Genomic DNA, 16,963 nt, shown 5'->3' on the forward strand with positions numbered 1-16,963 from the left:
GGTTAATAAAGGCGCACAGCAAGAATCAGGGCTGGAACACGACGCGACCGACCGTGGTGCCGTCGCCGAGGCGACCGATACCGTCGGCAACGTCCGTCAACGACAACCGCTCACTGATCAGTGGTTTGACCAAGCCGGCATCGGCGAGCCTGGTGAGCTCGACGTGGCAGTCGTCGATGGCCTGCTGGTTGTAGGCCTTGTACAGCCCCCAGTGCAGTCCGATGATCGAATAGTTCTTGATGAGAGCGTGATTGAGTGCCGGCTGCGGGATCGTGCCACCGGCGAAGCCGATGATGACGATCCGTCCCTCGAAGGCGATGCACTTGGTGGACTTCGCGTATGCGTCGCCGCCGACCGGATCGAAGACCACGTCGGCGCCCTTGCCGCCGGTGAACTCCTTGACCGCTGCCACGAAGTCCTCACTGTGACGGTCTACGACGAGGTCGGCGCCGAGCTTGCGCGCGTACTCGGCCTTGTCCGGGCCGCCGACGACACCGATCACCTTGGCGCCTGCCGCCTTGCCGAGTTGCACTGCCGCACTACCGACACCACCCGCAGCAGCGTGGACCAACAATGTCTCACCCTCGAGCAGTTGGGTGCGGCGATGCAGAGCGAACCACGCTGTCTGATAGCCGATGCTCAGAGCGGATGCTTCCGCGTCGTCGAGAGCCGACGGCGCCGGGAACGTGTTGTTCTGATCCAGTACCGAGTACTCGGCGAATCCGCCGGACGGCAGACTCGGATTACCGATCACCCGGTCCCCCACTGCGAATTTGGTCACCGATTCACCGACCGAGACCACTTCACCACACAGTTCGACACCGGGTGTGAAGGGCAGCGGCGGCTTGATCTGGTACTCACCCCGGCACATGAGGACGTCGGGGAAGTTGGCCGGAGCTGCCAGCACCTTGACCAACATCTCCGTCGCATTCGGGGTGGGATCCGCGGTCTCCTCCAACGCGAGCACATCGCGGGGTTGACCGAGTTCGTTGACGCGCCAAGCCTTCACAGCAATTCTCCAGACAGATAGTGGGTGAGTTTCAGGACGAGATCGGGAGGTCGACCAACTCGGCGAGGCGTGCCCGATGCTGATACGCGGTTCCCAGCGACAGCTGATCGCTCTTCGCCCGTTTGAGGTACAGGTGCGCCGGATACTCCCACGTCATTCCGATACCACCATGAAGTTGGACGCACTCCTCCGCAGCATGAACCGCGACGCCGCTGCAGAATGCCTGGGCCACCGTCGCTGCGATCGCCGCATCGGCGTCGCCGCGTGAATAGGTGTCCGCCGCATAGCGTGCTGCCGCGCCCGAAGAGCTGACTTCGAGCCAGAGATCGGCGAGGCGGTGCTTGATCGCCTGGTACGAACCGATCGCCCGGCCGAACTGCTTGCGCTCCTTCACATACGCGAGAGTCGTTTCGAGGCACCACTGAGCTACAGCGAACTGTTCGGACGCCAGAAGTGCGCTTCCGCAGAGCAACGCTTCCTCAACCGCTTGCGCCGCATTGCCGCTGTCGACACGGACCGACGACGAACCCGAGAACTCGACGTCCGCCAATCGGCGCGTCATGTCCAGGGACAGAACCGGCGTGACGGTAGCGTCGGCGATCCGAACGGTGTGCAGCTCCAGGCCGCTCTCACCGGCAATCGGAACAACAAGAACATCGGACTCGGCGACGCCGGCAACCGTCGTGACGCTGCCGACGAGTCCACTCGCCGTTGCCTTGACAGTAGGTGTGAAAGTTCCTGGTGCAGTGGACAACGGGACGACCAGAGCAGCCGTCGAATCCCCCGCTGCCAATTGACCGAGCACCTCGGTCTCGCCGGCCTTCAGCAACGCCGTCGTCGCCAGCACCGCGCTGGTGAAGAACGGAACGGGAGCGACCGCACGTCCGATCTCCTCCATCACGACCGCCGCCTCACGCGTCGACGCACCTGCCCCGCCCAGTTCCTCGGGTACCAGCAGTCCCGCCAAACCGAGTTCCGACGCCAGCGACTTCCACAGCCCGGTGAAGTCGGCGGACACGTCGTCGTACGCCGTGACCACGGTGTCGGCGCCGGCCCGCTCGCTCAGCAGTCGTCTGACGCTGGCTCGCAGATCTTGTTCGGTCTCGGAGTACAGCAGATCGGCGCTCATCGGGGTAGGTCCTTCCAGGCGATGTCCTTGTCGACGCGATGCTCGGGCGGCAACCCGAGTACACGTTCTGCGATGACGTTGCGCAGGATCTCCGACGTTCCGCCCTCGATCGAATTGCCCTTGGCTCGCAGGTACCGGTATCCGGGTTCACGCCCGGTGAAGTCGACGGAATCCGGTCGACGCAGCGTCCAGTCGTCGTAGCGCAGACCGGCTTCGCCGTGCAGCTCGAGGTCGAAACCCGAAATCTGCTGAGCCAAACCGGCAAACGCGAGCTTCATTCCCGAGCCTTCGGGGCCGGGCTGGCCGGCGGCGAGCTGCTGGCGCAGTCGCTCCCCGGTCAGACGCGCAACTTCGGATTCGGTCCAGAGCCGCATCAACTCGTCGTGCATCGCCGGGTTACGCAGCTCGGGCTCGTCACGCCAGGCCTGAGCGACCTTTCCGATCATGCCTCCCTCACGCGGTGCGCCCGAACCGATGGCAACACGCTCGTTGTTCAGGGTGGTGGTCGCAACCTTCCACCCCTGGCCTTCGGCTCCGAGGCGATTGGCGTCCGGAATCCTGACGTCCGTGAGGAATACCTCGTTGAATTCGGCCTCGCCGGTGATCTGACGCAGCGGCCGGACATCGACGCCCGGATCGGTCATGTCGCAGATGAAGTAGCTCAGACCCGCATGCTTGGAACGTGACGGATCGGTCCTGGCCACGAGAATCGCCAGCTGCGCATTCTGCGCGCCCGACGTCCATACCTTCTGCCCGTTGACTATCCAGTCGTCGCCGTCGCGGACGGCGCGGGTAGCGACGGCCGCGAGGTCCGAACCTGCGCCCGGTTCACTGAACAGCTGGCAGTAGACCGTCTCCGCAGTCCACAACGGGCGCAGGAACTTCTGCTTCTGCTCCTCGGTGCCGAAGGCAGCGATGGTCGGTGCCGCCATGCCCAGTCCGATCCCGTTCTTGCCGGTGGCCGGGCCCGGTGCACCGGCGGCCTCCAGCTGAGCGTTCACCTGACGCTGAAAGCTCTGCGGTACACCGAGCCCCCCATGACCTTCGGGGAAATGAACCCACGCCAGTCCGGCGTCGAATCGTGCGCCGAGGAAGTCCGATACCGACACGCTGTTCGGATCGTTCTCCGCGAGAAGCGTGTTCACCTTCTCGGTGAGATCACGCGATACTGCCTCTTCGTCGAAAGCCATGCCCATTCCTTCGGTTCGAGCGGTGAGCGGACGGTCAGTCCTTCGGTCCACCGGCGACGTAGACGACCTGACCGGAAACGAAGCCTGCGCCTTCGCTGACGAAGAACGACGCGGTGTGCGCGATGTCCTCGGGCTGTCCGACGCGATTGACCGGAATCTGCGAAGCGGCAGCGGTCTTGAAGTCCTCGAAGCCGACGCCCATGCGCTCGGCCGTTGCGGCGGTCATCTCGGTTTCGATGAATCCGGGGGCAATAGCGTTCGCGGTCACGCCGAACTTGCCCAGCTCGAAGGCCAATGTCTTGGTGAAGCCCTGCATTCCGGCCTTCGCCGCGGAGTAGTTGACCTGTCCGCGGTTGCCGAGAGCCGACGTGCTCGAGAGGTTCACGATGCGGCCGAACTTCGCTTCCACCATGTACTTCTGCACCGCACGCGACATGAGGAACGCTCCGCGCAGGTGGACGTTCATCACCGAATCCCACTCGGCAACGCTCATCTTGAACAGAAGGTTGTCGCGAGTGATGCCGGCATTGTTGATCAGCACGGTAGGTGCACCCAGTTCTGCGGCAACACGATCCACTGCTGCAGCGACCGAAGCCTCGTCGGAGACGTCAGCGCCGACGGCCAGTGCCTGTCCGCCTGCGGCCTTGATCGCGTCGACGGTTCCGGCACACGCCGCTTCGTCGAGGTCGAGCACGGCGACGGCAAAACCGTCTTCCGACAGTCGCTTCGCTACTGCCGCACCGATTCCGCGTGCTGCACCCGTGACAATTGCGGTTCTACGTTCCTGGCTCACTGGCCCTCCATACTTTCGTGATTCGACGGACACCGGACGATCTCGTCAGATCCCGGCCTGATCTGCAATTTCCCTGGCTTTGGCGACCAAGGCGTCAATACGTTCCACGGTGGGAGTTCCGCTCTCGGCGGCATTCTGCGGTTCGTCGCGGGCGCGACGCATCACGCCCTCGGCGATCACGGCAATCTTCCACAGTCCCAACGTGTGCCAGAACTTCAGCGCAGCAGGGTCCCGTCCGGTGGCCTCGAGATAGATCCGGGAGATCTCCTCTCGCGAGGGGAATCCCGGGAGTGCCGACGCCGGGAAATCGCCGCCGGTATTCTCACCAGCCGCCGGCCAGTACGCCAACAAGCTTCCGACGTCCGCCAACGGATCACCGAGTGTGCACAGTTCCCAGTCGAGGGCCGCGACAACTTCGCCGTTGCTCGCCGAGGTGATCACATTGCGTAGGTGAAAGTCGCCGTGCACCAACGTGGTTTCAGTGTGATCCGGCTGGGCTGCAATCAGGCGTCGGGTGAGATCGTCGAGATCAGGGCATTCCCGCGTCTTCGACTGTTCCCATTGACCTCCCCAACGCTTCAACTGCCGTGCAGCGTAGGGCTTGTGGCTCGCCAGGTCGTCGAGGCCGGCCTTCTTCAGATCCACGGCGTGTATCTTCGCCAACGTCTGAGCCAGCGAGATGCCGATTGCCCGACGACGATCTTCCGACAACGCCTCCGCAAGAGGCATTCGGTCCACCACTTCGCCGTCCACGAATTCCATGAGGAGCAGCGGAACTTCGGTGACGGCAGGATCCTCGGTCAACCCGAATACTCGCGGCGAAGGCACGTCGGTGGATTCGAGAGCGCTCAGGATTCGAGCCTCACGCGCCACGTCGTGAGCCGAGGCCAGCAGATGCCCCAGCGGTGGGCGTCGTAGCACCCAGCGATTGCCGTCCTGATCGCGAACCAGGTACGTGAGATTCGACTGCCCCAAGCCGATTCGATCGAAGGACAACGGCCCGGAAAAGTCGATCCCCAGGCCTGCGATCCACCCGGTGACCGCTTCGGTATCGAGTCCCACTACTCCGACGCTAGCCACCGACGGACGCTCCCTGCCGGAACGGGAGTGCGTCACCCAACAACTGGCCACCGTCGATGGTCATGATCTCGCCGGTGATCCACTGGGCTGCATCCGAAACCAGGAAGGCAATGGCAGCGGCCACGTCCTCGGGTTCACCGATGCGTCCGAGAGCAGTCGACGCGGACACCGCTTCTTCGTGTTCTTTCCACAGAGCTTCGGCGAGTTTGGTTCTCACCACTCCCGGCGCAACGGCGTTGACACGAATCTTCGGTGACAACTCGAGCGCCAACTGCTTGGTGATGTGGATCAGAGCAGCCTTCGACGCGTTGTACGTACCGATTCCCGCCTCGAACGCCATGCCGCCGATCGAAGCGGTGTTGACCACGGAACCACCGTGCTCGCCCATCCAGGCCCGCGCTGCGAGGCCGGTCCACAGGACTGGAGCCCACACGTTGACGTCGAAAGTCTTGGCGAAGCGCGAGTGATCCTGGTTGATGATCGGCCCGAACGACGGGTTGGTGCCCGCGTTGTTCACCAAGATGTCGAGACTGCCGAAACGCTCGATCGTCTGCTCGACGCACTTGCGTGCAGCATCCTCGTCCGTCGCGTGAGCGCCGACGCCGATCGCGTTGCCGTTCACCTGCGCGGCAGCCGCATCTGCGGATTCCTGTGAGCGCGAAGTCAGTACGACGTTTCCGCCCGCCGCCGCAATCGCCTGCGCGGTCGCGAGGCCGATGCCCCGCGATGCGCCTGTGACGATTGCCGTCTTACCTGTGAGATCCAGTCCTGCCATGTCAGTTCGCCTTGACTTCGCGGTACTTGCGCAGTTCCTGCTTGGCGATGGCGCGCTTGTGCACCTCGTCCGGGCCGTCGGCCAGGCGAAGGGTGCGCATGTGGGCGTAAGCCATCGCGAGCGGGAAGTCGTCGGTGACGCCGCCACCGCCGTGAACCTGGATGGCGCGGTCGATGATCTTGAGCGCGATGTTCGGTGCCGCAACCTTGATGGCTGCGATCTCGGTGCGCGCTTCCTTGTTGCCCACCGTGTCCATCATGTGTGCGGCCTTGAGCGTGAGGAGTCGAACCATCTCGATGTCGATACGAGCCTCGGCGATCCAGTCCTGGATATTCGCGTTGTCACTGACGGGCTTCCCGAAGGTGATGCGGGTGGATGCGCGCTTGCACATCAGTTCCAGTGCGCGCTCGGCCATTCCGATTGCACGCATGCAGTGGTGGATGCGGCCGGGGCCGAGGCGGGCCTGGCTGATCGCGAATCCTTCACCCTCACCGGCGAGAATGTCCTTGGCCGGGACGCGCACGTCCTCGAAAGTGATCTCGCCGTGTCCTTCGCGGTCCTGGTAGCCGAAAACCGGCAGGTTGCGCAGGATCGTGACGCCGGGAGCATCGATCGGCACGACCATCATCGACTGCTGACGGTGGGTGGCGGCATTGAAGTCGGTCTTACCCATGACGATCAGAACCTTGCAGTTCTGGTGCAAGGCGTTGGAAGCGAACCACTTACGGCCGTTCAGCACGTACTCGTCGCCGTCACGGTCCATACGGAGCTGGATGTTGGTGGCGTCGGAGCTGGCAACCTCGGGCTCGGTCATCGCGAAAGCGGAACGAATTTCGCCTTCGAGAAGCGGCTTGAGGTACTTCTCCTTGTGCTCGTCGGTGCCGAAGAGCGTGAGCACCTCCATGTTTCCCGTGTCCGGAGCGGCGCAGTTGGTGGCCTCGGAGGCCAGGTGGCTGCGGCCCATGATCTCCGCGAGCGGTGCGTATTCCAGGTTGGTCAGGCCGGGGCCCCATTCGGGATGGGGATGGAAGAGGTTCCACAGCCCGCGGGCCTTGGCTTCCTTCTTCAAGTCGTCGATGATCGGCGGCTGAAAGTGCGGGTTACCGGACTCACGCATCTGCTCTTCGTAGACCGCTTCGGCCGGGTAAACGTGCTTGTCCATGAAATCGAGCAGTTCGGCCTGGTACTTCTTGGTGCGATCCGAGAACTCAAACACTGACATGTGAACTCCTGACAGAGAGGGAAGGAAAATTGGGGGCTCGATGTTCGAGATGGCTGTTGACACCCTCGACGACATCCGGGCCGTGAAATGCGTTCAGCATCAGCGATTCCGCACGCCTGGCGGAATCGGTGAAGGTCGAGTGCGCATCGACACTCATCTGAGATTTGATGACGGAGAGGGACGTCGGCGAGCAGTTCGCCGCGATGTCCTCGGCGTAAGCAATCGCCGCATCCAGAACGTCACCGCCGGTGACCAGGTGGTCGATCAAACCGATGCGGTACGCCTCGTCGGCGTCCACCATCCGGCTGGAAAGCAGAAGATCGACTGCTCGACTGTGCCCGACCAAGCGGGGCAACATCCAGGAGATGCCGTACTCCGCAATCAGGCCTCGACGCGCGAACGCGGTAGTGAATCGTGTTGCGCTCGAACCGAAACGAACGTCGCAGTACAGAGCCTCGACCATTCCGAGCCCGGCAGCGACGCCGTTGACGGCGGCGATCAGCGGCTTGCGGATGGTGGTCGGGAAATGACGGTCTCGCGGCCGGACAAGATCACTTTCGGAGACTTCGCCGACGTTCTTCAAATTGCCGAGGTCAGCCCCCGAGCAGAATCCTCGGCCGGAGCCGGTGACAACAATTGCTCGGACACTGGGATCTTCGTCTGCCACGGCCAGAAAGTCGTAGTACTGATCTTCGAGCTCGTTGGTCCACGCGTTGAGAACGCGGGGCCGATTGAATGTCAGAACCAGCACCGCTCCTCTCTGCTCGGAGAGGACGAGTTCCTCGGTCATCGTGTTCCCGCGAGGAGCGACGCCTGGTACCGGCGCATCCCGCGCAGCCAACGGTCGTAGTCGGCGCCCTTCTGCCGGTACATGTCCAGCACGTTCTTGTGCGGAAGGATGAGAAATTCTTCGGCATCCACTGCCGCAAGAACGATTTCGGCGCATTCGGCAGGCTCGAGAACATTGCCTGCCGCAAGCACGGCTCCGGTTGCGGCCTTGCCGACCGGATCGCCGGAGTTCTCACCTTCGTAGAGGAGCTTGGTGTTGACGCCCATCGGGCACAAGCAACTGACGCGAACACCCTGATCTCCGTAGGTGATCGAGAGCCACTCGGCAAACGCGACCGCGGCATGTTTGGTCACCGAGTACGCGGCGGACCCGACCTGACTGAGCAAGCCGGCCGCAGAGGCCGTGCTGATGAAGTAGCCCTCCCCGCGCTCCGTCCAGCCGGGGACGAGGAGCCTGGCAGCGCGAATGTGGGCGCGAACGTTGACGTCGATCGTCGTGTCCCAGACGTCTTCACTGATGTCGAGGCCCATGCCACCGGTAACGCCGGCATTGGCGAAGTAGAGGTCGACCGGGCCGAATTCCTTTTCCGCCTGCGCGATCAGGCCCGCAATGACCGTCTCGTCGGAGACGTCGCCACCGGCAGACACGGCCGCTCCGGGACGCTCCGCGTTGATCGCCTCTGCTACTGCCGAAGCTGCTGCCCCGTCCAGGTCAGCCACTACGACGCGAGCACCCTCGGCAGCCAGTCGCTCGGCCAGTGCACCGCCGATTCCCCCGCCGCCACCGGTGACAATTGCTACCTTCTGGGCAACCTTCATGAGCGATTCCTCTCGCTTGCGTCATACCTACGCGCTGACAGTGATCCACGTCTCCCCTCATGTATAGTTGAATCCGGCGTCAGTTTCAACCGTCGAATCGCGACGGTCACCCGAACGGCCCGTTCCGTCCTCCTGAACTGCGAGTAAAGGGATAACGATGACTGAAAACCAATTGCCCGTCCGCCCGTCCACCTTCGCCGAGCTCGAGAAGCTCATCGGCCAGGAACTTGGCCCGACGGAGTGGTACGACATCACCCAGGAGCGCATCAACGCGTTCGCCGAAGCCACAAACGATCATCAGTGGATTCATGTCGACCCGGAACGAGCCGCATCGAGCCCGCTCGGCAGCACGATCGCGCACGGACTCTTCAGCCTCTCACTGGGACCCCAGTTCTCCTACCAACTCATCCACTTCGACGGCTTCGCCCACAGCCTCAATTACGGCTACGACAAGGTTCGCTTCCCCGCTCCCGTTCCCGTGGGATCCCGGGTCCGGATGCGCGCAACCGTCGTGTCCGCGGAGCAGTTGCCCGGCGGAATCCAAGTGAAGATGAGCCAGGTGGTCGAGCGCGAGGGTTCCGACAAGCCCGTCGTGGTCGCCGAATCCGTCGCTCGCGTCGTCGAAAAGAGCTGAACCGAAAAGAGCTGAACCGAGACTGGGACGCCCGGCCGCTCGAACATCGATGCAGCCGGGGCGGCCCACCTCGTCAGAGACGGTCGGGGAACTTCAGAGCGTTCGCCCACAGATCGGTCACAGTGGCGACAATCTGATCGAACTCCGGTGAACGCCCGTCCACCTCACCCTCACGAAGGGTGAACAGACTGTAGGCGAGTCGACTCACCATGCCGGACAGAGCAATCGACGCCGTCATCGGATCCAGCGCCGTGTCCGCGATGCCGCGGGACTGCAGATCTGCGATCCCGCGGGCATTACGGCGTATGAACGCATTGGCACGCTCGCTGCGGAACTTCCGGAACTCCGGGTCGATGTGAGCTACCTGCTCCATGAGCCCCATCAACTTCGCATTGCGTTGATACGCGGCCAGATACGCTCGATTACTTGCCTCGAGCACGGCGTACGGATCGTCCGCGCTCGCAACGCGTCCCATGCCCGGGTGCATCATGTCGTCTCGCGCGACCTCGAGGACGGCGGCGAACACCTCTTCCTTGTTCGCGAAGTACGTGTAGAACGATCCCGTCGCGCAACCGGCTTCTTTTGCGATGTCGATCAAACGTGCATCGAGATAGCCACTGCGCTCGAAAACCTTACGGGCAGCAGCAACCAATGCCGCACGCGTGCGTGTCCCCCGCTCGGTGGTCGGTCGATCCCGGAGCAGCGCGGGCGGAGCCACCGGTAAGGCGGCAATTCGCGATTCGTCGTCGAGCACGGTGCGCTCCTCATCCTTCCGATCAACATCATTTTCGGGACAATCCCAGCAGACTCGATGTTGACGCCGGATTCAAGTGTACGCTCTGGTGAGACCCAGGACACACAATCGGTCGATTCCTCCCGAAAGGCAGAACCATGGTTAGCGTTCTCGACCCGGTGACCCGTCACGCGGAAGCCACTCCGGAAAATATTGCAATTCGCGGCACGGATAGTCATTGGACATACCGACAGCTTCACGACGCGTCTCTGGCGTTTGCCGGCCGCATTCGCGACGAAGGGTTGAGCATCGGCGACCGGGTTCTGCTCGCGGCGCCGTCGGTGCCTGAATTCATCGTGGCGTACATGGGGATTCAGGCTGCAGGTTGTGTCGTGGTGCCCATCAACACGATGTCGGCGCAACCCGAAGTCGAGTACGTACTGGACGACGCCGAGATTTCGCTGGCGATCGCCTGGCACCAGCTCGGTCCCGCAGTTCAGGATGCAGGGAGTGCGCGCGGCGTCCCGGTGTGGACGCTCACCGAAGAATCGGCGAAGGCCGACCATCCACCGGCAACGGTGGTCGACCGCGACACAGCGGACACCACGGCGATTCTCTACACCTCCGGTACCACCGGACGTCCGAAGGGAGCTCAGCTGACAGTCGGGAATCTGTTGTCTGCCGGTGAGATCGGCGCCGAGAGCAGCCGCGGAAATCCCTCGGACCGCACCGGTACCGGACTGCCGCTCTTTCACATCTTCGGCCAGGGTTCGGTCATGATGGCAACCTTCACCGGCGGCGGATCACTGTCCCTGCTCGCCCGGTTCGACCCGGCCGCCATGCTCGACCTGGTGCGTCGGGACAAGCTCACCATCATGGCGGGCGTCCCCACCATGTGGAATGCCATGCTGCACGCCGCAGCCGACGTGGACAGCTCCGACTTCGAACAACTGCGGATCGCAATCTCCGGTGGCGCATCACTTCCCGGTGAAGTCGCTCGCGCCTTCGAAGCACGGTTCAACTGCACAATCCTCGAGGGCTACGGCCTGACCGAGACGAGCGCATTCGGAACTTTCAACAGCATCGACCGCGTCGCAAAGATCGGATACACCGGCCGCGCCGTACCGCGCACCGAGGTCGAGGTCCGTGATCACGACGGAAATGTCTGCCAGGCAGGCACAGTGGGCGAGGTATTCATCAAAGGACCGACGGTCATGAAGGGCTACTGGAAGCGCCCGGCCGACACGGCCGCCGTCCTGTCCGACGACGGATGGTTCCGCACCGGAGACCTCGGCGAGACCGACGCCGACGGTGACCTTCGCATCGTCGACCGCGTCAAGGACCTCATCATCCGCGGTGGATACAACGTCTATCCAGGCGAGGTCGAAGAGGTGCTCTACCAGCACCCCGACATCATCGAGGCCGCGGTGATCGGTATACCCGACGACTACTACGGCGAGGAGGTTGCGGCGGTGGTGGCCGTGCGCCCAGGCTCCGACCTCGAAGCAGATGACGTCACCTCGTGGGCTCGGGAACGTCTGTCCGCCTACAAGATTCCGCGGGTCGTCCAGTTCATCGACGCGCTCCCGAAGGGTTCGACGGGAAAGATCCTCAAGCGATCGATCGACCGCACCGAACTCCTCGCCCAGAAGCAGAACTGAAAACACAGGTGAACCCCGGCGAGATTTCGCCGGGGTTCACCTGTCCATGCGCTCAGAGTGCCCTGTCCATGCGCTCAGAGTGCGTCGAAGTACTCGATCTGCGGGGCGCCTGCGAGGAAGGGCGCCATCGCCTTTCCCGCGGCCTGGAAATGCTCGGACGATCCATGGGCCTTGATCGCAGCACTGTCTTGATACAGCTCCATGAACTTGTACGAATTCGTATCCGTCTTCGAGCGGATCAGTTGATACAGAACCGTTCCGGGCTCTTCCGTGCGCACCTTCTCGGCAAGTTCGGCGACTACGGCTTCGAACTGTTCGCCGCTTCCGTCTTTGACGGTGATATCCGCGATGACAGCAATCATTCATTCCTCCAAAAGTGTTCCAGCAGTATTCGAGTGTTACCGAGAACCTACAGTTTCACTGCATGGGCAGTAGTCCGAACGTCGATTCCAACTGACTGCGAGTGCTTTCCGCATCGGTGTGGAGAATGCCGGCGATCCCCAATCGTGCCGCGCCGTCGAGGTTCTGTTGCAGGTCGTCGATCATCACGGCGCCTTCGGGCGCAACACCCAGCCGCTCGCACGCGATGGTGTAGATCTGACGAGAGGGCTTACGAATCCCGACTTCCGAGGAGATCACCACTTCGTCGGCGAGGTCCTCGAGCACAAAACCCGCGTAGCAATCACGCCCGAAAGCATTGGACACGAGCGCAACAGGGTGACCCGCCGCTCGGACGTCCGCAATCAGTCGCACCATCTCTTCGTCTCGGACAAGCCCGGCCTGCATACGGTCGACCAATCCTTCGCTGTCCACGACGGCGCCGTGCGCTCGTAGCCGTTCCCCGAATCCTGCTTCGAAGGCCTCCTGGTCGATCTTTCCGGATTCGTGATCGGAGAGCAGTCGCTTCGAGACGTCGTCGCGGGAGAGCAGGGTCAACGGAAGTCGTGGGTCGCCCCCAAGCGAGGCTCCGAAATCTTCGAAGGCTCGCAGCACACTGGAGGTGAGAACTCCACCGAAATCGACGAGCACTGCCGTACGCGTGGGTGTCATTGCTCCATCAGACACCAAACATGAACCCGGCGTCAACATCAATTTCGGCGTAGCGAGAATTGCAAAGTGTTGATCCACAACCGGTTGACGGTATCGAGCAGACCGTCGAAGGTCACTCCGGCGGCGCCGTCCTCGCCGCCGCGGGATACGAAGTACCCGAACGCAAGTCGACTGATCATCCCGGAGAGTGCCCGAGACGTCAGTAGCGGATCCAGATTCGCGTCCGCCAGTCCGGCCTTCTGCAGCTTCTCGATACTGCGCGCGTTGCGTCGAACAAACGCGTCAGCACGCTCGAGGCGGAGAACCCGGAACTCCGGATCGATGCTTGCTACCTGCTCGAGCAGTCCCATCAGCTTCGCGTTCCGTCGGTACGCCTCGAGGTACGCGCGGTTACTCGCCGCGATGACCTCAGCAGGATCCGCGCCTTTCGGAGTGTGCGGCATACCCGGATGCATCATGTCTTCGCGTGCCAACTCCATCACTGCCGCGAAGATCTCTTCTTTGCTCGCGAAGTAGGTGTAGAAGGTACCGGCCGAGCACTGCGCCTCCACAGTGATGTCGATCAGCCGCGAGTCCAGATAGCCGGACCGTTCGAAAACGGTGCGGGCCGCATCGATCAACGCTCGCCGCGTACGCAAGCCACGCTGAGTGGAGGGGAGTTCCCGTGACACTGTCGACGAAGCATCTTCGGAGCCTGTGCGTGCTGCAGCCATGCTCCAGTTATACGTCAGACGCCCGCTACCGGTGACCGATAGCGGGCGTCTGCTCGAAACCGAAAGAGTTACTTGGCGTACAGGTGCGCGCCCGGAATTGCGTTCGGATCGTCCCGAACTTCCTTCGGGTTGGTCTCTTTCAGCACCCAGGCACTGAAGAAGGTCACCAAGCCCATGAGTGCCACGAACACGGCAACCCATGTCGTGGTTCCGGTCTTCGCGATAAGTGCTGTCATGATGAACGGAGTGCCACCGCTGACCGTGATCGCAGCCAACTGGTAGGCCAACGATGCTGCCGAGTAGCGCACGTTGGGTGCGAACAGCTCACCCATGTATGCCGCGATCGGCCCGTAGGTCATCGACTGGAACACGCTGCCAACCGTCACCGCGATGAAGAACAGCGGCAGGGACTTGGTGTTGATCAACCAGAAGTACGGGAATGCCCAGACCACGATCGCCGCGGCGCCGATTAGGATCATCGGACGACGACCGATCTTGTCGGACATCTTCCCGGACCACAGCACCACGCCGACTGTCAGCAACGCGCTCAGGAGCGAGATGATGAGCAGTGAGTTCCGCTTCAACCCCAGTTCGGTTGTGCCGTAGCTGAGCACGCCGGCGATGCTGATGTAGAACAGTGCATTGGTGGCGGCCAGAAGTCCGCAACCGAGCAGAATCTTGCGCCAGTGATCCTTGAGCGCCTGCGCCAGTGGAGCCTGAACGACGACGTCCTTTTGGTTCTTCTTGGCGTCTTCCTGCAACTCGAGGAATTCCGGCGTGTCCTCGACCTTCGTCTGGATGTACAGAACCACAGGGAAGAGCAGCGCGCTGGCGAAGAACGGAACTCGCCAACCCCAGCTCAGGAATGCATCATTGGAAATGGTCGCGGTCGCGACGAGGAAGACCAGGTTGCCCAGCACTACACCGAACGAGACACCCATCTGACCGAAAGTGCCTGAGAATCCGCGCTTCTTGGGACTCGCGGATTCGGTGAGGAGAAGGACGATTCCGCCCCACTGGCCACCGCAGGCGAGACCTTGGATGAATCGCAGTGTCACCAGAAGAATCGGAGCGACGACGCCGATTGCCGACGCACTCGGGATCGCGCCGATCAGGAACGTCGCGACGGCCATCAGCAACAGGCAGGTGACGACAGCGGGCTTACGCCCATACTTGTCGCCGAAGTGTCCGGCGACCAAACCGCCGATGGGGCGGGCAACGAAGCCGGCCCAGAACGTACTGAACGAGAGCAATGTGCCCATCAGTGCGGATGAATCGGGGAAGAACACATGCGGAAAGACCAGTGCCGCAGCCGTTCCGTACAAGAAGAAGTCGTACCACTCGATGGAACTGCCGAGCAGTCCCGCGCCGAGAAGTTTGCGGTGCGCTTTCTTCTTCTTCCGTTCCTGATCGGACAGGCCCCCTGCCTGCGTGTTCGAATCCACTGCCGATCTCGTCATGGGTTACTCCTCGATGGGTCGGACGCTCGTCGCGCCGGGAGTTGAGAAGCGGAACCGGGCCAGAAGTAGAAACTGACACCAACTTCAACTCTGTGGCGTTGCGATCAGTCTGCGATACAAAAAGAGTGATGTCAATCACTGAAATGCATTGCCGCATAGGGGACTAAATCCCCTACCGATGCTCGTCAGCCACCACGACGAATGGCCGGCTCACCTTGTCGGCGGCCGGCAATTCGTTTGTCAGGCAGATCTAGTTCGGTACCCGCAGTTCACGACGAAGAATCTTGCCGCTCACTGTTTTCGGGAGGTCATTCATTACCTCGACGATGCGTGGATACTTGTATGCTGCAAGCCTTTCCTTGCAGAACTCGACCAGATCCTCGGTGGTCGCCTCGGCACCGTCCTTGAAGGACACGAAGGCCTTCACGGTTTCGCCCCGATACGGATCCATGACACCGACGACAGCAGCCTCTCGTACGGCGGGGTGTTCGTAGAGAACATCTTCCACTTCGCGTGGCCACACTTTGAAGCCCGACGCATTTATCTGATCCTTCATCCGGTCGACGATGTAAAACCAACCGTCGCCGTCCATGAATCCGATGTCGCCGGTGTGAAAACGCCCGTCCGGCATGGCATGTGCGGTCTCGTCCGGCTTGTTCCAGTATCCGAGTGCAACCTGGGGACCGGAGACCACGATCTCGCCGTACTCCCCGACCTGTACCGGCTTGTCGTTCTCGTCCACCACCTCGGCGTACGTATTCGATACCGGTACGCCGACAGCAACGGCCCCCGACGCCGGATCTACCGGCGCTTCACGCGAATTCGGCACCACGATTGCCGGGCTGTTCGTCTCGGTCAGCCCGTAGCCGTTGTGAATGTAGTGACCGAACTTCGACCGGAACGCTTCCAACGCCGCGTGCGGGATCGGCGCGCCACCTGAATACACCGACTCGAGAGAGCTCAAAGATTCCTTCGAGACTGCGGCGCTGTCCGTCCACGCGATGAATACCGTGATCGCTCCGATGATCGCGGTAGCCCGATGCTCCGAAATTGACTCCGCTGCAACGATGGGATGGAATCGGCAGGTCAGAATCGTGGGCGCGCCGGCCAGGAGTGGAGCCGCGACGTGCCCGATCAACCCGGTGATATGGAACAGTGGCGCCACCGCGAACATCGCGCCGCCGGGGCGCAACCCCAGCCAGTCCCGATAGATCTGCGCTGCGAACACGACATTTGAGTGCGTGTTCATCGACCCCTTCGGCGGGCCGGTCGTCCCCGACGTATAAGGAAGGTAGGCAAGGTCTTCCGGGGACAGATCGACCTTCTCGGGCTTCTGTCCTCGATGAGCCTCGATCAGTTCCAGTAGGTCCGGAAATCCATCATGACGAATCCTGGACGCCGAACCGAAGATCCGTTCATCGTCGCGCGACTGAAAATCCCGTTCCGACGTAGTGATGACCCGTCGCACTTCGGTGCCCTCGGACGCAGTCGCCACGGTCTCGGCCGAGGACTCGAGACAGATGACTGCTACCGCTCCGCTGTCGGCCAGTACGGTGGACAGCTCACGGTCGCGGTACATCGGATTGACCGGAACGACGACGGCACCGAGCTTCCAGACCGCGACTGTCGCGATCACGAACTGCGGAACATTCTGCAGGACAAAGGAAACTCTGTCTGCGAACCCGATTCCATCCTTGGCGAGGGCTACGGCAAGCGCATCCGACATCTCGTCGAGCTCGGCAAAGCTGACGGTCCTGTCGAAGTACCTGATGATCGGGGCAGTGCGATCGCGCTCCAGCGAAGCACGGAACATCGCGAGGGCGTCGACGTGCTCGATGTCTACGTTCGGCGGAGTGTCGGCGTCGTAATTGGCGAGCCAGGGCTTGCTCTCGTACACGTTGGTCAT

At 62.2% G+C, this 16,963-nt stretch carries 17 protein-coding genes; 2 read left to right on the forward strand and 15 right to left on the reverse strand.

The genetic code is table 11. The features are described 5' to 3' along the window. Positions 1-25: 25 nt before the first annotated feature. The 9 genes from BH682_RS26500 to BH682_RS26540 are packed head-to-tail and all read right to left on the reverse strand — an operon-like array spanning position 26 to position 8,806. Positions 26-1,009 carry an NADPH:quinone oxidoreductase family protein gene (locus tag BH682_RS26500; protein WP_003943088.1) on the reverse strand — a complete coding sequence of 328 codons (984 nt, stop codon included), beginning with the start codon at positions 1,007-1,009 and terminating at the stop codon, positions 26-28. Positions 1,010-1,040: 31 nt separating this feature from the next. Beyond that, on the reverse strand, positions 1,041-2,138 hold the full coding sequence (locus tag BH682_RS26505; RefSeq protein ID WP_075834646.1) for an acyl-CoA dehydrogenase family protein: 1,098 nt from the start codon (positions 2,136-2,138) through the stop codon (positions 1,041-1,043). After that, positions 2,135-3,328, reverse strand: a complete 1,194-nt coding sequence (locus BH682_RS26510; protein WP_003943047.1) for an acyl-CoA dehydrogenase family protein — start codon at positions 3,326-3,328, stop codon at positions 2,135-2,137. The genes BH682_RS26505 and BH682_RS26510 overlap by 4 nt, the downstream gene beginning before the upstream one ends. A 34-nt stretch (positions 3,329-3,362) precedes the next feature. Further along, positions 3,363-4,121 (reverse strand): 3-oxoacyl-ACP reductase FabG, encoded by a 759-nt coding sequence (gene fabG, locus BH682_RS26515; protein ID WP_020909429.1) that lies wholly within the window; start codon positions 4,119-4,121, stop codon positions 3,363-3,365. A gap of 45 nt (positions 4,122-4,166) precedes the next feature. After that, positions 4,167-5,201 carry a phosphotransferase family protein gene (locus tag BH682_RS26520; RefSeq protein WP_047269452.1) on the reverse strand — a complete coding sequence of 345 codons (1,035 nt, stop codon included), beginning with the start codon at positions 5,199-5,201 and terminating at the stop codon, positions 4,167-4,169. After that, the gene (locus BH682_RS26525) at positions 5,194-5,976 is read right to left on the reverse strand and encodes an SDR family oxidoreductase (protein ID WP_007730827.1); all 783 of its coding nucleotides are present in this window, start codon (positions 5,974-5,976) and stop codon (positions 5,194-5,196) included. Before BH682_RS26525 ends, BH682_RS26520 begins: the two co-directional genes overlap by 8 nt. 1 nt (position 5,977) lies before the next feature. Continuing rightward, positions 5,978-7,198: an acyl-CoA dehydrogenase family protein gene (locus BH682_RS26530; RefSeq protein WP_019745701.1), complete on the reverse strand. Its 1,221-nt coding sequence runs from the start codon at positions 7,196-7,198 to the stop codon at positions 5,978-5,980. Beyond that, positions 7,185-7,988 (reverse strand): enoyl-CoA hydratase-related protein, encoded by an 804-nt coding sequence (locus BH682_RS26535; protein ID WP_075834648.1) that lies wholly within the window; start codon positions 7,986-7,988, stop codon positions 7,185-7,187. Before BH682_RS26535 ends, BH682_RS26530 begins: the two co-directional genes overlap by 14 nt. After that, on the reverse strand, positions 7,985-8,806 hold the full coding sequence (locus tag BH682_RS26540) for an SDR family oxidoreductase (protein ID WP_003942864.1): 822 nt from the start codon (positions 8,804-8,806) through the stop codon (positions 7,985-7,987). The genes BH682_RS26535 and BH682_RS26540 overlap by 4 nt, the downstream gene beginning before the upstream one ends. Positions 8,807-8,963: 157 nt before the next feature. Between BH682_RS26540 and BH682_RS26545 the strand changes: the two genes are divergently transcribed. Further along, entirely contained in the window at positions 8,964-9,440 is a 477-nt protein-coding gene (locus BH682_RS26545; protein WP_003942878.1) for a MaoC family dehydratase, read from the forward strand. 73 nt (positions 9,441-9,513) lie between these two features. On the opposite strand, the gene BH682_RS26550 is transcribed toward BH682_RS26545, so the two are convergent. Continuing rightward, positions 9,514-10,194, reverse strand: a complete 681-nt coding sequence (locus tag BH682_RS26550) for a TetR/AcrR family transcriptional regulator (protein ID WP_054187502.1) — start codon at positions 10,192-10,194, stop codon at positions 9,514-9,516. A gap of 137 nt (positions 10,195-10,331) precedes the next feature. Between BH682_RS26550 and BH682_RS26555 the strand changes: the two genes are divergently transcribed. After that, positions 10,332-11,834 carry a class I adenylate-forming enzyme family protein gene (locus tag BH682_RS26555; RefSeq protein WP_063315559.1) on the forward strand — a complete coding sequence of 501 codons (1,503 nt, stop codon included), beginning with the start codon at positions 10,332-10,334 and terminating at the stop codon, positions 11,832-11,834. A gap of 74 nt (positions 11,835-11,908) precedes the next feature. Here BH682_RS26555 and BH682_RS26560 read toward each other — a convergent pair whose 3' ends face one another. From BH682_RS26560 to BH682_RS26580, 5 genes are all read right to left on the reverse strand, one after another. Further along, the gene (locus BH682_RS26560) at positions 11,909-12,196 is read right to left on the reverse strand and encodes a putative quinol monooxygenase (protein ID WP_007730819.1); all 288 of its coding nucleotides are present in this window, start codon (positions 12,194-12,196) and stop codon (positions 11,909-11,911) included. Between the two features lie 55 nt (positions 12,197-12,251). Beyond that, positions 12,252-12,884 carry an HAD family hydrolase gene (locus tag BH682_RS26565; RefSeq protein ID WP_007730818.1) on the reverse strand — a complete coding sequence of 211 codons (633 nt, stop codon included), beginning with the start codon at positions 12,882-12,884 and terminating at the stop codon, positions 12,252-12,254. Between the two features lie 38 nt (positions 12,885-12,922). Beyond that, complete coding sequence (locus BH682_RS26570) at positions 12,923-13,597, reverse strand: TetR/AcrR family transcriptional regulator (protein ID WP_007730817.1); 675 nt, start codon at positions 13,595-13,597, stop codon at positions 12,923-12,925. 68 nt (positions 13,598-13,665) lie between these two features. Further along, the gene (locus BH682_RS26575) at positions 13,666-15,057 is read right to left on the reverse strand and encodes an MFS transporter (RefSeq protein WP_058038323.1); all 1,392 of its coding nucleotides are present in this window, start codon (positions 15,055-15,057) and stop codon (positions 13,666-13,668) included. 250 nt (positions 15,058-15,307) lie between these two features. Continuing rightward, positions 15,308-16,963, reverse strand: a complete 1,656-nt coding sequence (locus BH682_RS26580; protein WP_065455013.1) for an AMP-binding protein — start codon at positions 16,961-16,963, stop codon at positions 15,308-15,310.

The organism is Rhodococcus sp. YL-1, assembly GCF_001942025.1.
In the GTDB taxonomy this organism is placed as follows: domain Bacteria; phylum Actinomycetota; class Actinomycetes; order Mycobacteriales; family Mycobacteriaceae; genus Rhodococcus_F; species Rhodococcus_F qingshengii.

Excerpts from the sequence above, each read along its gene's own strand:
- BH682_RS26505 (WP_075834646.1), bottom strand. The coding sequence starts at position 2,138 with ATGAGCGCCGATCTGCTGTACTCCGAGACCGAACAAGATCTGCGAGCC.
- BH682_RS26510 (WP_003943047.1), bottom strand. The coding sequence starts at position 3,328 with ATGGCTTTCGACGAAGAGGCAGTATCGCGTGATCTCACCGAGAAGGTG.
- BH682_RS26525 (WP_007730827.1), bottom strand. The coding sequence starts at position 5,976 with ATGGCAGGACTGGATCTCACAGGTAAGACGGCAATCGTCACAGGCGCA.
- BH682_RS26530 (WP_019745701.1), bottom strand. The coding sequence starts at position 7,198 with ATGTCAGTGTTTGAGTTCTCGGATCGCACCAAGAAGTACCAGGCCGAA.
- BH682_RS26535 (WP_075834648.1), bottom strand. The coding sequence starts at position 7,988 with ATGACCGAGGAACTCGTCCTCTCCGAGCAGAGAGGAGCGGTGCTGGTT.
- BH682_RS26540 (WP_003942864.1), bottom strand. The coding sequence starts at position 8,806 with ATGAAGGTTGCCCAGAAGGTAGCAATTGTCACCGGTGGCGGCGGGGGA.
- BH682_RS26545 (WP_003942878.1), top strand. The coding sequence starts at position 8,964 with ATGACTGAAAACCAATTGCCCGTCCGCCCGTCCACCTTCGCCGAGCTC.
- BH682_RS26555 (WP_063315559.1), top strand. The coding sequence starts at position 10,332 with ATGGTTAGCGTTCTCGACCCGGTGACCCGTCACGCGGAAGCCACTCCG.
- BH682_RS26560 (WP_007730819.1), bottom strand. The coding sequence starts at position 12,196 with ATGATTGCTGTCATCGCGGATATCACCGTCAAAGACGGAAGCGGCGAA.
- BH682_RS26565 (WP_007730818.1), bottom strand. The coding sequence starts at position 12,884 with ATGACACCCACGCGTACGGCAGTGCTCGTCGATTTCGGTGGAGTTCTC.
- BH682_RS26570 (WP_007730817.1), bottom strand. The coding sequence starts at position 13,597 with ATGGCTGCAGCACGCACAGGCTCCGAAGATGCTTCGTCGACAGTGTCA.
- BH682_RS26575 (WP_058038323.1), bottom strand. The coding sequence starts at position 15,057 with ATGACGAGATCGGCAGTGGATTCGAACACGCAGGCAGGGGGCCTGTCC.
- BH682_RS26580 (WP_065455013.1), bottom strand. The coding sequence starts at position 16,963 with ATGACCAACGTGTACGAGAGCAAGCCCTGGCTCGCCAATTACGACGCC.